At 72.2% G+C, this 14,261-nt stretch carries 11 protein-coding genes; 6 read left to right on the top strand and 5 right to left on the bottom strand.

All coding sequences use genetic code 11. From position 1 onward, the window contains the following. Positions 1 to 10: 10 nt before the first annotated feature. Positions 11 to 1,102 (bottom strand): PP2C family protein-serine/threonine phosphatase, encoded by a 1,092-nt coding sequence (locus ACFYZ3_RS25390; RefSeq protein ID WP_388521934.1) that lies wholly within the window; start codon positions 1,100 to 1,102, stop codon positions 11 to 13. 184 nt (positions 1,103 to 1,286) lie between these two features. Then, complete coding sequence (locus ACFYZ3_RS25385; RefSeq protein WP_388521931.1) at positions 1,287 to 2,504, bottom strand: MFS transporter; 1,218 nt, start codon at positions 2,502 to 2,504, stop codon at positions 1,287 to 1,289. 87 nt (positions 2,505 to 2,591) lie between these two features. On the opposite strand from ACFYZ3_RS25385, the gene ACFYZ3_RS25380 reads away from it, so the two are divergent. The 3 genes from ACFYZ3_RS25380 to ACFYZ3_RS25370 are packed head-to-tail and all read left to right on the top strand — an operon-like array spanning position 2,592 to position 5,044. Then, complete coding sequence (locus ACFYZ3_RS25380; RefSeq protein ID WP_388522250.1) at positions 2,592 to 3,578, top strand: ArsR/SmtB family transcription factor; 987 nt, start codon at positions 2,592 to 2,594, stop codon at positions 3,576 to 3,578. Positions 3,579 to 3,588: 10 nt separating this feature from the next. Then, entirely contained in the window at positions 3,589 to 4,110 is a 522-nt protein-coding gene (locus ACFYZ3_RS25375) for a glutathione peroxidase (RefSeq protein WP_388521928.1), read from the top strand. A gap of 55 nt (positions 4,111 to 4,165) precedes the next feature. Next, positions 4,166 to 5,044: a MerR family transcriptional regulator gene (locus tag ACFYZ3_RS25370; protein WP_388521926.1), complete on the top strand. Its 879-nt coding sequence runs from the start codon at positions 4,166 to 4,168 to the stop codon at positions 5,042 to 5,044. A gap of 113 nt (positions 5,045 to 5,157) precedes the next feature. On the opposite strand, the gene ACFYZ3_RS25365 is transcribed toward ACFYZ3_RS25370, so the two are convergent. The 3 genes from ACFYZ3_RS25365 to ACFYZ3_RS25355 form a co-directional block, all read right to left on the bottom strand. After that, a complete protein-coding gene (locus tag ACFYZ3_RS25365) occupies positions 5,158 to 5,349 on the bottom strand; it encodes a DUF397 domain-containing protein (protein WP_059301326.1) in 192 nt (63 codons plus the stop codon). 174 nt (positions 5,350 to 5,523) lie between these two features. Beyond that, a complete protein-coding gene (locus ACFYZ3_RS25360; RefSeq protein ID WP_361009688.1) occupies positions 5,524 to 6,381 on the bottom strand; it encodes a helix-turn-helix transcriptional regulator in 858 nt (285 codons plus the stop codon). Positions 6,382 to 6,704: 323 nt separating this feature from the next. Next, the gene (locus tag ACFYZ3_RS25355) at positions 6,705 to 7,463 is read right to left on the bottom strand and encodes a GPP34 family phosphoprotein (protein ID WP_361009685.1); all 759 of its coding nucleotides are present in this window, start codon (positions 7,461 to 7,463) and stop codon (positions 6,705 to 6,707) included. Positions 7,464 to 7,652: 189 nt separating this feature from the next. Between ACFYZ3_RS25355 and ACFYZ3_RS25350 the strand changes: the two genes are divergently transcribed. From ACFYZ3_RS25350 to ACFYZ3_RS25340, 3 genes are all read left to right on the top strand, one after another. Further along, positions 7,653 to 10,325 (top strand): D-alanyl-D-alanine carboxypeptidase, encoded by a 2,673-nt coding sequence (locus ACFYZ3_RS25350; RefSeq protein WP_388521923.1) that lies wholly within the window; start codon positions 7,653 to 7,655, stop codon positions 10,323 to 10,325. A 221-nt stretch (positions 10,326 to 10,546) separates the two neighbouring features. Next, complete coding sequence (locus ACFYZ3_RS25345) at positions 10,547 to 12,424, top strand: MFS transporter (protein ID WP_388521920.1); 1,878 nt, start codon at positions 10,547 to 10,549, stop codon at positions 12,422 to 12,424. A 234-nt stretch (positions 12,425 to 12,658) separates the two neighbouring features. Next, on the top strand, positions 12,659 to 14,242 hold the full coding sequence (locus ACFYZ3_RS25340; protein WP_388521918.1) for a sodium:solute symporter family protein: 1,584 nt from the start codon (positions 12,659 to 12,661) through the stop codon (positions 14,240 to 14,242). The last annotated feature ends 19 nt before the right edge of the window (positions 14,243 to 14,261 follow it).

The raw sequence follows: 14,261 nt of genomic DNA, 5'->3' as shown, positions 1-14,261 counted from the left end.
CTGACCGCCGTCACGCCGGGGCGCTCGGCGCGACGCCGGAGCCTCCCTGGTAACGCAGCAGCAGCATCGCCGCGTCGTCGTGGTGGGGCCCCGCCGTGTGCCGGACCAGGTCCTCGCGCAGGGCGTCCAGGGCATGGTGGATGTCGGGGTTCTTCAGGAAGTGGGCGCGCTCGGCGAGCGGGTAGAAGCCGCCCCGCTCGTCCCGGGCCTCCGTGACGCCGTCGGTGTAGAGGAGCAGTTGGTCGCCGGGGCGGAAGGGCACCGGGAAGGGGTCGGGGCCGGGCCCGCCGTGCGCGGCCAGGCCCAACGGGAGGGCGTACGCGGGCGGCTCCGGGAAGTCGGAGGTGCCGTCGCCGTGGACGAGCAGCGGCGCCGGGTGGCCGTAGTTCAGGAGGACGACCCGGTGGTCGTAGCCGATCTCGGCGAGGATCGCGGTCACGAACTTCTCGTCCTCCAGCTCGCGGGCGACGCTGCGCTCGAGCCGTTCGCCGAGTCCGACCAGGTCCTTCTCGTCGTACGCCGCCTCGCGGAAGGCGCCGAGGACCCGGGCGGCGGTCTCCACCGCGGCCAGCCCCTTGCCCTGGACGTCGCCCACGATCACCCGGACACCGTGCGGCGAGGCCACCACCTCGTACAGGTCGCCGCCGATCCGGGCCTCGGCGACCGCCGAGGTGTACGAGACGGCCGCGTGCAGCGGGCCCGCGGTCAGCGGCACCGGGCGCAGCAGGACCCGCTGGGCCGCCTCCGCGATCGAGCGCACGCTTGCCAGCTCCGCCTCGCGGCGCGAGCGCATCACGGCCGCCGCGATGCCGACGCCGGTCACACCGGCCACCGAGAGCATGGCGGTGTAGCCGCGGGGGCGGTCGAAGAGCCCGTTGTACAGGCCGAGGCCGACGCAGAGCAGCAGCGCGGCCAGTCCGATCACCGCGGTGCGCCGCCAGCCGCCGACCAGTCCGGCGAAGGCCGGGCCCAGCGACACCAGCGGCAGCAGACCCACCCCGGGGCCCATCGTGAGGTCCACTACGGCGACCACGGCCATGGCTGCGACGGGCATCGAGGACAGCACCACCGCGGAACCGGGCGTCGGCTTCTTCACGGTCATGACTACTCCGGTGTCGCAGCGCTCAAGAGCCGCCCTCTCCCTGTCCTCAGGCGTCCTCCCCAGCCCCCCACCCTAGGCAAGGGACGGTGCGCGCAGGAGTTTCCGGACGGTCCTTAACCCAATCGAGGCCGAGTCGCGCCCGCCGGACCACGTCACTCGGACCGCACGTCAGGCGGACCGCACGTCACGCGGACCGTACTGCCGCCCGGGTCGGCAGCAGCCCGCCGTCGGGCGCGCCCCGCCGGCTCGCCGCCGTCAGCGTGAGGGTCACCGTAAGCGAGGCGAGCGCCATCACGGACATGGCCGTCGCCGGTGAGGAGAACTGGGCCACCGTGCCCGCCAGGATGGCGGCGAGGCCCTGCATGGTGAGCATCCCGGCGGAGTGCAGCCCGAGGGCGTGCCCGGAGAGTTCGTCGGGGGTCAGGGCGACAAGGCGCTCCTGCTGCACCAGGCTCGCGCCGAAGCCCACCGACGCCAGGCCGACCAGTACGGCCGTCAACGCCAGCGGCGGACGCAGGAAGAGGACGAGGTACGGAGCGGCCAGCAGCGCCAGGAGCGGGATGCCGAGCCGCGGGCGCAGCCGGGCCGGCAGCAGCCGGCCGACCGTCACGTCCCCGGCGAGCATGCCGAGCGCCCCGCAGGCGAACAGGGTGCCCGCGGCCCGCGGGTCGTAGGAGACGAAGAGCGACTCGCAGCCCACGACGAGGCCGTTGGGGATCCACAGCGCCAGGTAGACGTGGCGGCGTGGACGGGCCGACCAGAGCAGGGCGTTGGCCTGCCAGGTGGCCCGGACGGAGGGGCGGCCGGAGACCCGGGGCGGACGGCGGGTCAGGCGCAGGGCGAGGGCGGCCGACGTGCCGTACAGACCGGCCGCGAGCAGCAGGCACAGGCGCGGCGACAGCAGGGTCACCAGGACGCCGCCGGTCGCGTATCCGGCGATCTGCATGAGGCCGCTCATCATGTTGAAGAGCGAACGCCCGGTCAGGTAGCCGTCCTTGGCGAGGATCTCGGTCAGCAGGCCCCAGCGGACCCCGCCGCCGAGCGAGGCGATCAGCCCCTCGACGAGGACGATGACGAGCATCGCCCACACCGGCAGGCCGGGCAGCGCGAGGGCCGCGGTGGCGGCGGCGAAGGAGAGCGAGAGGCCCGCCAGCGTCGCGCGGGGCGGCAGCCGGTCGGCGCCGGAGAGGAAGAAGGTGGCGCCCAGCACCTGGGCGAGCGCCGGGCCGAACATGCTGACCGCGGACAGCAGCGGCGATTCCGTCGCCCGGAACACCAGGGTGCCGAGCGCGAGCCCGCTCACCGTCTGGGCGGCGATGTTGGCGGAGGAGGAGAGGAAGAGGGGGCTGAACTCGGGGGTGCGGAAGAGGTCCGCGTAGGTCTTGCGGGGTGTGTCCGGCATGCGGGGAGTGTGGGGTGGGCGGAGGACCGGCCGTTATTGTTTCGCGAGGACGCGAAAGGTCACGAGGGTGCGAAGGGCGGCGACGGCATGGGCTGGTGGGAGATCAACGCCGACACCCTCGCGCGCGGCCGTTTCGTCGTGTCCCCGCTCGACGAGACCCTCGCCTGTCTGAAGATGCTGCACGCGGGCGTGGCCGGGCACCCCGGTGAGCGGGCCTGGCTCGACACCCACCGGCCCGCCCATCTGCGCCGCATGGCGGCCGACCCGGTGACCGCGCTGCTGGTGGCCTCGGGCCTGGGCCGGGAGTGGAACGCCGACTTCCTCACGCCCACCCCGGCCGAGGGCCGGAGCTTCGCGGAGGGCGTCGCGCGGATCCGGGCGACCCGCCCCGACGTGGCGCGCGCCGACCTGGCCGTCTCCCTGGGGGGCAGGCTCCCGGCGGCCCTGGACCGCGACGACCTGCCGGAGCGGGCCGCCGCGCTCCTCGAGGAGGTCTGGGCCGAGACGGTACGGCCGGACTGGGACCGGCGCCGTCGGGTGCTGGAGGCGGACGTCGTCGCGCGGACCGCGCAGGTGAGCCGGGGCGGCTGGGCGACGGTGCTGGACGACCTGCGGCCCGGCACCCGCTGGCTGGGGGACAACCGGCTCCAGATCAACCTGAACCCGTACCCGCCGCGCGAGCTGTCCGGGGCCGAGCTGCTCCTCGTGCCGATCACCGCGCAGCGGCACGGCTGGGTGGCCTGGGAGGAACCGGAACGGTACGCGATGGTCTACCCGTGCGCGGGCGCCCTCGCGGACGACGGCGCCCGGCGCGTGCCCGCCGCCCTCGGCGCGCTGCTCGGCCCGGCCCGCGCGGGCGTGCTGACGCTGCTCGGCACCCCCATGAGCACCAGCCAGCTGGTCGGCGTGACCGGGCAGGGCCTCGGGTCGGTCGGACGGCATCTGCGGGTGCTGTTCGACGCGGGTCTGGTGGAGCGGCGCCGCGCGGGCCGCTCGGTGCTGTACTCGCGGACACCGGCCGGGGAGGTCCTCGTCGAGGCGGGCAGCGAGGGGCGCGACGGGGGGCCGGACTAGCATCCGTTCCATGACGACCTCACCGAACACGCGGAACGACGACAGCCTTCCCCTCGACGTCGAGATCGGCGCCCTCCAGGGCGGGAGCGCGGACCTCTCGCAGTACGCCGGCCGGGTCGTGCTGGTGGTCAACGTGGCCTCCAAGTGCGGGCTCACCCCGCAGTACGCCGGTCTGGAGCGACTGCACGAGCGGTACGCGGAGCAGGGGTTCACCGTGCTGGGCGTGCCCTGCAACCAGTTCATGGGCCAGGAGCCCGGCAGCGCCGACGAGATCGCCGAGTTCTGCTCGGCGACGTACGGGGTCACCTTCCCGATGACCGAGAAGGCCGAGGTCAACGGGGAGGGGCGGCATCCGCTGTACGACCGGCTGACCGGCTTCGCGGACGCCGAGGGCCACAGCGGGGACATCCGCTGGAACTTCGAGAAGTTCCTGATCGGGCGGGACGGCAAGGTCGCCGCCCGCTTCTCGCCGCAGACCGAGCCGGAGGCGGCCGAGGTCCTGGCGGCCGTCGAGGAACGCCTCGCCGGTTGACCTTGCCCCTGGGGGAAGCCCGAGCCTCCTCGTCACCGGGCGGAACAGCCGCCCGGTGACGGAGGATGACGGCGTGGACGAGGTACGCGACGACGAGTTGCTGACCATCGGCGTGTTCGCCGCGCGGGCCCGGCTGTCGGCCAAGGCGCTGCGGCTGTACGACCGGCTGGGCCTGCTGGCGCCCGCCCACGTGGACGGGGCGACCGGCTACCGCTACTACCGCGCCGGGCAGGCCGAAAGCGCCCGGCTGGTGGCACTGCTGCGCCGGCTGGACATGCCGCTCGCGCGGATCGCCGAGGTGGTCCGCGCGGACGGCCACCGGGCCGCCGGTCTGCTCGACGCCTACTGGGCGGACGTGGAGGCCCGGGTGGCCGGGCAGCGCACGCTCGCCGAGTACCTCCGTGCACGGCTGACGGGAAAGGACTCCGAGGTGTACGGAAAGTTCGTGGTCGAGACGGTGGACGTGCCCGAGCAGGTGGTGATCAGCGAGAGCCGGCACGTGCTGGCGGACGAGCTGCCGACGTGGATCGGTGCCTCGCTGGGGCGTCTGGAGGAGGCGGCCCGGGGCTGCGGGGGTGTGACGGCGGCGCCGTTCGTCGCCTACCACTCGGACGTGTCGACGGAGAGCGACGGCCCGGCCGAGTCCTGCGTGCCGGTCGCCGACGAGGCGGCGGCGCGGGCGTGGTGCGAGGAGCGGGGACGCGCCTGGCAGACGCGGGTGCGGGTGGAGCCGGCCGGGCGGCTGGCCTACACCCGGATCACCAAGGCCCAGGTGCAGTATCCGCAGATCCTGGCCGCCTTCGGGGCGGTGGAGGAGTGGATCGCCGCGCAGGGCCTGACGGTGACGGGGCCGTGCCGGGAGGTGTACTTCGCCGACTGGGAGGCCGCCGGCCCCGAGGACCCGGTGTGCGACGTGGCGTTCCCGGTGAGCTGAGCTGAGCTGAGCTGAGCTGAGCTGAACCGGGCCGGCGGGCGCCCTCTCGGCAAGGTCGGCGAACTGGTCGAGAGGGCTCCGTCGGTGGTACCGGCGGTTGATGCGCGGCGGTGCTACTCCTTGACCGACGTCACGAAGGCGGTCCACGCGTCGGCGGGGAACGCGAGGACCGGTCCGCCGGTCACCTTGGAGTCGCGGACGGCGAGCGCCGCCACGACCGGGGACCGGACCTCGACGCACGCGCCGTTTCCTCCGGAGTAGGAGGACTTGGTCCACGATTCCTGGGCGCCCTGAAGAATTGCCATGTCTGCTCCGATGGCGAGTCGCGAGTGTGGTTTACGCCAATGACGTTTGATCTTTGGCGTGATCGACGCTACTCGCTGGCCTTCCCGTACGGAGCAGCCATTCACTCGACCGGATGGCATATTCCAGGCGACTCTTCCAGTACATCGAGGCAGGGGTGTACCATGCCGCACCCCTCAGCGTGCGTACTCCTTCGCCACGTCCTCGATGCGCTGCCGCGACTGCTCCACGTTCAGGGCCTGGGCCCGCAGATGCTCGTACATCACCGTGTACTTCTGCACGTCCGGCGCCTTCTCCAGATACAGGTCGCTGGTCACGCCCTCGATGTAGACCACGCTGGAGTCGGCCGTGTCCGCGAACTCCAGGATGGAGTACTGGCCGTTGATGCCGGGGTGCGCCCCGACGTCGAAGGGCAGCACCTGCACGGTGATGTGCGGCAGCTGCGACATCTCGGCGACGTGTTCCAGCTGCTCCCGCATCACCTGCTTGCTGCCCACCACCCGGCGCAGGCTGGCCTCGTCGAGGACGACCCACAGCCGCAGCGGGTTGTGGTCGGCGGAGATGCGCTCCTGCCGCCGTATGCGGACCTGCACCCGTTTCTCCACGTCGGCGACGGAGGTCTCGGGCAACGCGCCCTGGATCAGGGCCTCGGCGTAGGGCCGGGTCTGCAACAGGCCGGTGATGATCTGGGGTTCGTAGGTCCGCAGCGACTCCGCGTCGGTCTCCAGGCCGATGTAGACGCTGTACGGGATGTCCCCGAAGGCGTGCCACCAGCCCTGCTGGCGCGAGTCCTTCGCCATCTGCATCAGCGAGTCGACGATCCGCTGGTCCTCGACCTCGTACACCCCGCACAGGTCGCGGACGTCCCGCTGGCTGATGCTGCGCCGGCCGTTCTCCAGGCGGCTGATCTTCGACTGCGAGACCAGCAGCCGCTCGGCGACCTCCTCGGCCGTCATGCCCTTGAGCTCACGGAGCCGGCGCAGCTCCTGGCCCAGCCGACGCCGCCTTACGGTGGGATTGACACTCGACGCCACGGGACGTGCACCTCCGGCTGCGTGACTCGTACTTGCCACTTTGCGTATCTGCTGCTGAGCAGACTGCCACCAAGGTGCTTTCTACCGCTGGGAAACGGTCGATATGCGCCGCGTACACGCCAGTTCGGGGCGCCACCCCCGCATGCGGCCGCGTGGGGCGGCGGAACCTTTCCGCAGTCCGGGTGGGCCGGACGTGCGGTCGGTTCCGCCGCCCCACGCGGACCTGCGGCTCCCGTGACCGGGCTTGGGGACTGGCGGTGCGGCGGTGCTGTGGTGCGGTCGTGCGATGCGGTTGTGCTGTGCTGTGCGGTGCGCTCGTCGGGCTAGTGGGCCACCGCCCGCGCCATGGATCCGTGGCGCGGTTGCGCCGGAACGCCGCGGGCGGGTTCCGGGGCGGGCCTGGCCCCCGGTCCCGGGGCCTGGCGGCCGGCCGGGGCCGGACTGCGGCGTGGCTGTGCCGCAGCGCCGTTCTGGACGTCCATCACCGCGTGCGCCACCAGGCCGCCCATGGGGTCGTGCCTGATGAGGTCCCGCAGCCGGGACCGCGACGAGCGTCCTTCGTTGCCCGGGTAGAGGTGCTTGCCGAGTCCGACCGCGTGGGCCAGCGCGGCGAGCGCCGCGGTCCGCGGGTCCGGCGGGACGCCGGTGCGGATCGCCGAGTCCAGCCGGGCCTTGATCTCCCTGCTGATCGCCGTCTCCGTCGCCTGGTAGCGAGTCGTCGGCAGCACCCCGCACATCTGGCCCTCCACGGCATGCACCATGCCGCATCGCTCCAGATGCGAGAGATAGGTCTGGCGCAGCCCCAGGCGGGGCCCGCCGATCCAGTTGACCGCCCGTACGGGAGCGCCACGCCTTCGCAGCAACTCCAACGCGCAGTCCAGTGTTGGATCTCCTGTCGGCCGTGGGGCCACCACGGCGATACGATCCCCGTCTGGGGCTATACGTCCGGCCAGCGCCAGCTCCACCAGCTGTGCTCCGGCCAGACCGAGGTCGAGCGACTGCGGCTGTGCGGTGGTACCCGTGGTCGGGTCCAACGCCAGCAGCAGAAGCTCCTCCGGAAGTGTTCTGCGGCTCCTGCCCATCCATGCCTCCCCGCGTGGATGACAGACAGGGTGACCCCTCTCACATTGGTCTGTCGAGGGTGCGTGACCGCTTCGTAGTGGAACCAGTAGGTATGTCGTTCTCGTCTTCCGCGTGGGTTCCACCCGTACACAGGACACTGGTAAATGGTTTCGGTACGGGTTCGGCAGCGCGCACAGGACGTGCGGCGCATGGAGGAGGCATCGGTGGCGGGCGAGTCCCCCGACAGTTCGAAGCAGCGCGAGTCGTCGGAAGAACCGACGTCGGGGAGCGCGGGTCCGGTTCCCGAAGCCAGGACCGAGGCGAGCGAGACGCGTGATCCGCGGCTCGCGGTGACACGGGAGGACGCGAAGCGCTCCGCGGGGTCCGCCGGGTCCGGGTCCGGTGGCGGCGTCGACACGGCGACCCGGGTGCTGTCGGTCCGCGGGACCGGGCCGGAGGCGGAGGCCTCCGGCGAGGACGACGACGCCGGGGCGCCCGACGCGTCCTCGGACACCCCTGCCGCTGCGGAGAGGCCCGAAAGCCCCGACGGCTCCGAGGGCGACGGCGTGACGCCCTCCGCGGGGAACGACGGCCGGCTCAGGGACGCCGTCGCGGCCTGGGTGGCCACCGCGGACGAGCGTGCCGCCGCCAACGCGCGGCTCGAGGACGCGCGGGACGGCGACACCGAGGCGCCCGAGGTCGCCGGGGACGGGCCGGGCCGCAAGGCCGCCGCCCCGCAGGACACCGAGGAGGCCGAGCAGGACGAGCAGGCCGCCGGGGACGCCGCCGAGGGCACATCCGGCGCGGGCTCGGCATCGGGCGGGGACGAGGGATCGTCCGCCGCGGCCGACTCGGCCCCGGGCACGGACGCGGCAGCCGAAGCCACCCCCGACTCGGACTCCGGCACGGACCCGGACCCGGCCCCGGATGCGAAGCCGGACCGGGAACCGAAGCCGGCCCCCGAAGCGCGGGCGGCGTCCAGCCGTGACGCTGACGGCGACGCCGACGGCGGCGACGGCCCCGACTCGGACTCCGTCTCGGACCCGGACCCGAAATCCGCCCCGGAACCGAAGGCGGATCCCAAGCCGGCCCCCGACGCGGAGGCAGCGTCCAGCCGTGACGGCGACGACGGCCCCGGCACGGCCCCAGACCCGAAGGCCGCCCCGGAACCGAAGGCGGACCCCAAGCCGGCTCCCGACGCGCCCGCGGCCTCCAGCCGTCACGGCGACACCGAAGACGGCGACGGCGACGGCCCCCCGCCGGTCGATCAGCCCACCGCCGTGTTCAAGGCGCCGCGGCCGGGCAAGCCCGCCGTCGACCAGCCGACGACCATGCTGAAGCTGGGGGACGCCGCCTCCGCCGCCAAGAAGGCCGGGCAGAAGGCCGGGCAGAAGGGCGACGCCCCCGCACGGTCCGAGGGTGACGCCGAGCGGACCAGCAAGTTCGTGGCGCTGCGGAACCCGGACGAACCGGCGACCCGCAAGCCCCCGGAGTCCCGGACGCCCTCCGGCGACGCTCCGAAGGCCGCGCAGGCGCCCCGTACGGGGGTGACCGCCGCCAGGTCGCACGTCGGACCCGACCGGACCACCCAGCAGCCGCTGCCGCCCAAGCCGCCGCTGGACCTGCTGGCGGAGCTGACGAACACCCCGCCGCCGCCGGAGACCCCGCTGCGGACGACGGTGCGCCGGGTCAAGATCTGGACGCCGCTCGTCGTCCTGCTGGTGATCATCTTCGGTGTCGTGCAGTCCATGCGCCCGCTGCCCGCACCCACCCTCGACCTCACGGCGCAGGACAGCTTCTCGTTCGACGGCGGCAAGCCGGAGATCCCGTGGCCCGAGAGCGGTCAGGCCGCGCTCGACGTGCAGGGCATCGGCTCGTTCGGTTCGTCCGGCGACCAGAAGCCCGTGCCGATCGCGAGCGTGGCCAAGGTCATGACCGCGTACCTCGTCCTGCGCGACCACCCGCTCAAGAGTGGCGCCGAGGGCCCGAAGATCAAGATCGACCAGGCGGCGGAGGACCAGTCGCAGGCCGGTCAGGAGTCGACGGTCGACGTCTTCGCGGGCGACTCGATCTCCCAGCGCGAGGCCCTCCAGGCCATCCTGATCGCGTCCGCGAACAACGTGGCACGTCTCCTCGCCCGCTGGGACGCGGGGTCGGAGAAGGCGTTCGTGGCGAAGATGAACGCCGCCGCCAAGGACCTCGGCATGACCAACACCACGTACACCGACCCGTCGGGGCTGAACAACACGACGGTGAGCACGGCCGTGGACCAGGTGAAGCTGGCCAAGGCGGCGATGAAGGAGCCCGCCTTCCGCGAGGTCGCCGCGATGATGTCGTACAACGACTACAAGGGCGAGAACCACGGCAACTGGAACCAGCTGGTCGGTCACAACGGCGTCGTCGGCATCAAGACCGGTACCACCACCTCCGCGCTCGGCAACCTCGTCTTCGCGGCGGAGAAGGAGGTCGGCGGCGAGACCCGGACCATCGTCGGGGCCGTGGTGCGCCAGCCGGACGTCGGCGGGGGCATCCTCGCCGCCGCGCTGGACTCCAGCGACGAGCTGATCCGGGCCGCGCAGGACACCCTGAAGTCGTCGACGATCCTGAAGAAGGGCAGCGTCGTCGGGTACGTCGACGACGGCCTCGGCGGCCGGACGCCGGTCGTCGCCACCCAGGACGTCAAGGCCGTGGGCTGGGGCGGACTGACCGTGAAGCTGACGTTCACGGCGGACGAGGTGCCGCACACGGCGAAGGCCGGGACCAAGGTCGGCACCCTCACCGTCGGCGACGGCGGCACCAGCGGCGCGGTGAAGGTGCCGGTGGCCCTGGGGGACGACCTCGTCGAACCGGGCCTGTCGGCCAAGCTGACCCGCCTGGGCTGACGGCCGGCCCGTCGTCCGGGTCCCGGCAGTACCCCCGCTCCTCGCCCCCGCGGTCGTCCGGCCGCGGGGGCGTTCGCGTCCCCGGAGGTGCTGTGAGGGTCCCGAAAGGGAGGAGGCAGCGGTGCGGGGACGCGTGCTAGCGTCGCCAACCGGGGCAGTCGCCGGTCGTGGGAACGGGACACGGCCCAAAGAAGAAGACGGGACACGGGGAGTGCCTTCAGGTGGCCACTGCGGAGCCGACACGCGCCGACGACGCCGATCCGGGTTCGGGAGCCGACCCGCGACCACGCGTGCCCGCGCCCCGCGGGGACGACGGTGAGTCCCGGCCTGCCGGGCGGCGGCCGCCCGCCGAACCGGAAGCGCCCTCGGCGGTGAACGCCGCCTTCCTGGCCCTGCGCGAGCGCATGCTGCGCCATCCGGTGCTGTCCGTGACCGCACTGGCCGGAGTGCTCCACATAGCGTGGTTCTTCACGTTCGCGAACAGCGGCGGCGACCTCGCGGCGCAGGACGCGTGGGCCGAGTTCGTCGGCCGGCACCCGGCCTCGGCGTACAACCTCGCCTGGTACGGCGGCATGCACCCGGTGTCGTACAGCGTGATCTCGCCGTACCTGATGTCGGTGCTCGGCGTGCGCACCACGATGATGATCGCGGGGACGCTGTCGGCCGGGCTGCTGACGATGATCCTGATCCGCAGCCGGGTGGTCCGCAATCCGCTCTGGGCGTCGCTTGCGGGGCTCTTCGCGCTGCTGGGCAACGCGGTGTCGGGGCGGGTGACGTTCGGGCTCGGCATGATGTTCGGTCTGGGCGCGGTCGCCGCGGTGTTCTGCTGGCCCCACCGGTGGCGGCACGAGCGCTGGGCCAAGGGACTGTGCGCGGCGCCGCTGGCGGCGCTGTCCACGATGGCCTCGCCGGTCTCGGGTCTGTTCGTGGGCCTGGTGGCGGTCGCCCTGTTCCTGCAGAAGCGCCGCCCGGGGGCCTGGGCGCTGGGCGTGGCCCCGAGCGTGGTCGTCGCCCTGTCGGCCGTGCTGTTCCCCTTCTCCGGCACGCAGCCGATGGGGTTCGGCTCGACGGTACTGCCGATCGTGTACGCGGGCCTGATCTACTGGCTGGTGCCGAGCACCTGGAAGACGGTGCGGATCACGTCGGCGGTCTACGGCCTGTCCGTGCTGCTGGTCTGGCTGATCAGCTCGCAGATCGGCTCCAACATCACGCGGCTGCCGATGCTCTTCGCCGGGGTGGCGCTGGTGGCGGCGCTGCCGTTCACCGCGGTGAAGTCGCGCAAGTGGTACGCGCTGGTGGTCGCGATCGTGGGCTTCGTGGGCTGGATCGGCTTCAAGTCGGCCGACGACGCCGTCCACACCCAGCCCGCCGCCTCCTGGGCGCGCGAGCTGGCGCCGCTCGTCAACGAGCTGCAGGAGGTCGGCGCGGGGCGGGGCCGGGTGGAGGCCGTGCCGGCCCGCTCCCACCGGGAGGCGTCGGCGCTCGCGCCGTACGTGAACCTGGCCCGCGGCTGGACCCGCCAGGCCGACATGGAGCGCAACCCGCTCTTCTACGACGACACGCTCAACTCGGCGAACTACCACGAATGGCTGAAGCGCTGGGCCGTGCACTACGTGGTGCTGCCCAAGGGCGAGCCGGACGGCGACGGCGGCAAGCGCGAGCGGGAGCTGCTGCAGCGGGGCCTGCCGTACCTGAAGCAGGTCTGGGGCGACGCCAACTGGCAGCTGTTCCAGGTGCTCGACCCGACGCCGCTGGCCGAGCCCGACGCCGTCGTCCAGCGGGCCGAGCAGGACGAGTGGACCATCGACGTGAAGGAGCCCGGCCGCATCCTGATCCGGATGCCGTACTCGCCGTGGCTGAGCCTCGTCGACGAGGAGGGCAACAAGCTCGAGCCGCCTCAGGAGACGGAGGCCTCCAAGGACGCCCCGGAGGGCACGCCGAAGACGTACGACAACGTCAACGGCTGTCTGACGGAGACCGAGGAGACCGCCGACGGCGACGTGTGGACGACGCTCGTCGCGCCCGAGGCGGGCACGTACCGGCTGTCGGCGCCGTACGGCCTGAAGCGGGGCACGCCGTGCCCGGACGAGCTGAAGTAGCGCACCGGGGGGTCGGCCAGGGCCCCCGGACACCCCGCCGATGTTCATGTAGGTGAACGCAGGTCAGCAAGTCGAACCTTTTTACTCGCTCTTGACCTTCCGCTTCCTTGTCGTGCCCGCGTCGACGCACCCACGATGAGCGGGCACTTCGCGGCCTGCCACGCCCCTACCCCGCTCGTGCGAAGTGCCAACCAGCTGAGCGGAGTTCACAAGGCGGACCCCGGAAGGGGGCACATGAACGGTCTCGACTGGTCCGTGCTCATCGGCTACTTCGCCGTCATGGTGGCGATCGGTGTCTGGTCGCACAAACGCGTCGACGACGTCAGCGACTTCTTCACGGCCGGCGGCAAGATGCCGTGGTGGCTGTCCGGCATCTCGCACCACATGTCCGGCTACAGCGCGGTGATGTTCACCGGCTACGCCGGCATCGCCTACACCTACGGCGTCACGTCGTTCGTGACGTGGTCGTTCCCCATCGCGCTCGGCGTCGCCATCGGCTCCAAGCTGTTCGCGCCGCGCATCAACCGGCTGCGCTCCCGGCTGCACGTGGCCTCGCCGCTGGAGTACCTGAAGAACCGGTACAACCTGCCCACCCAGCAGGCGCTGGCCTGGTCCGGCATGCTGCTGAAGATCGTGGACGTGGCCGCGAAGTGGGCGGCCATCGCCACGCTCCTGTCGGTCTTCACCGGCATCACGCTCAACCAGGGCATCCTGATCACCGGCGTCATCACGGGCATCTACTGCACGATCGGCGGTCTGTGGGCGGACGCGCTGACGGAGCTGGGCCAGTTCATCATCCAGCTGCTGGCCGGTGTCGCGATGTTCGTGGCCGTCGTCATGAAGCTCGGCGACCACGGCGGCTTCTTCGGCGTCTGGGACGAGCCCGCCCTCCAGGGCCACGGAAAGCCGCTGGTCGGCCCGTACGGGACGGTGTTCCTGCTGGCCTTCCTCTTCATCAAGCTCTTCGAGTACAACGGCGGCATGCTCAACCAGGCCCAGCGCTACATGGCCACGGCCAACGCCCGCGAGGCGACGCGGGGGGCGCGGCTGTCGGCCATCCTGTGGCTGGTCTGGCCGTTGGTGCTGTTCTTCCCGATGTGGATGTCACCGCTGCTGGTGGAGTCGCAGAAGGCGGACGGTTCCGACTCCTACGCCCTGATGACCGAGCAACTGCTGCCGCACGGGCTGCTCGGCCTGGTCATCGTCGGCTTCTTCTCGCACACCATGGCCATGTGCTCCTCGGACGCGAACGCCATCGCGGCCGTGTTCACCCGTGACGTGGCGCCGGTGCTGTCGAAGCGGGCGCGCGGCTGGGGGCAGCGGTCCGGGCTGCTGGCGGCCCGGCTGACGACGGTGATCTTCCTCGGTCTTTCGATGGCGGTGGCGACGCAGGTCGACTCGCCGACGTTCAAGGACATCATCACCGTCGTGATCAAGTGGGTCGCCGGGCTGATGGGCCCGATCGCGATCCCGATGATGCTCGGTCTGCTGCGGCCCTTCCGTCGCTCGGGCCCCACGGCGGCGCTCACCAGCTGGGGCCTGGGCCTGGTGGCGTTCTGGCTGGTCAACTACCCGATCAACTGGAGCGTGGACGGCGGGGTGCCCCTGGAGTACCAGGTCTCCGTGCCGCTGGCGGTCTCGCTGGTCCTGTACGTCCTGGTCGGCTACCTGAAGCCGGAGGACACGCCGGAGCGGCTGGCGATCATCGAGCGCGTCAACACCGACGGGGACGACGACGCCTCCGGCGCGGCGGCCGCGATCCCGACGCCCGCGGGCGGAGTGGACGACGCGGTGGGCCGCAGCCGGGTGGGCGACTAGGAGCAGGGCCCGGTAAGGG

The organism is Streptomyces sp. NPDC001599 (assembly GCF_042893535.1).
Classification (GTDB): domain Bacteria; phylum Actinomycetota; class Actinomycetes; order Streptomycetales; family Streptomycetaceae; genus Streptomyces.
The sequence above is the reverse complement of the archived record's forward strand: the minus strand, read 5'-3'. Positions and strand labels throughout refer to the sequence as shown.

What these genes read in the sequence shown, in the direction of transcription:
- ACFYZ3_RS25375 (WP_388521928.1), top strand. Translation starts at nt 3,589, where the DNA reads ATGACGACCTCACCGAACACGCGGAACGACGACAGCCTTCCCCTCGAC.
- ACFYZ3_RS25350 (WP_388521923.1), top strand. Translation starts at nt 7,653, where the DNA reads ATGGAGGAGGCATCGGTGGCGGGCGAGTCCCCCGACAGTTCGAAGCAG.
- ACFYZ3_RS25390 (WP_388521934.1), bottom strand. Translation starts at nt 1,102, where the DNA reads ATGACCGTGAAGAAGCCGACGCCCGGTTCCGCGGTGGTGCTGTCCTCG.
- ACFYZ3_RS25380 (WP_388522250.1), top strand. Translation starts at nt 2,592, where the DNA reads ATGGGCTGGTGGGAGATCAACGCCGACACCCTCGCGCGCGGCCGTTTC.
- ACFYZ3_RS25385 (WP_388521931.1), bottom strand. Translation starts at nt 2,504, where the DNA reads ATGCCGGACACACCCCGCAAGACCTACGCGGACCTCTTCCGCACCCCC.
- ACFYZ3_RS25355 (WP_361009685.1), bottom strand. Translation starts at nt 7,463, where the DNA reads ATGGGCAGGAGCCGCAGAACACTTCCGGAGGAGCTTCTGCTGCTGGCG.
- ACFYZ3_RS25340 (WP_388521918.1), top strand. Translation starts at nt 12,659, where the DNA reads ATGAACGGTCTCGACTGGTCCGTGCTCATCGGCTACTTCGCCGTCATG.
- ACFYZ3_RS25365 (WP_059301326.1), bottom strand. Translation starts at nt 5,349, where the DNA reads ATGGCAATTCTTCAGGGCGCCCAGGAATCGTGGACCAAGTCCTCCTAC.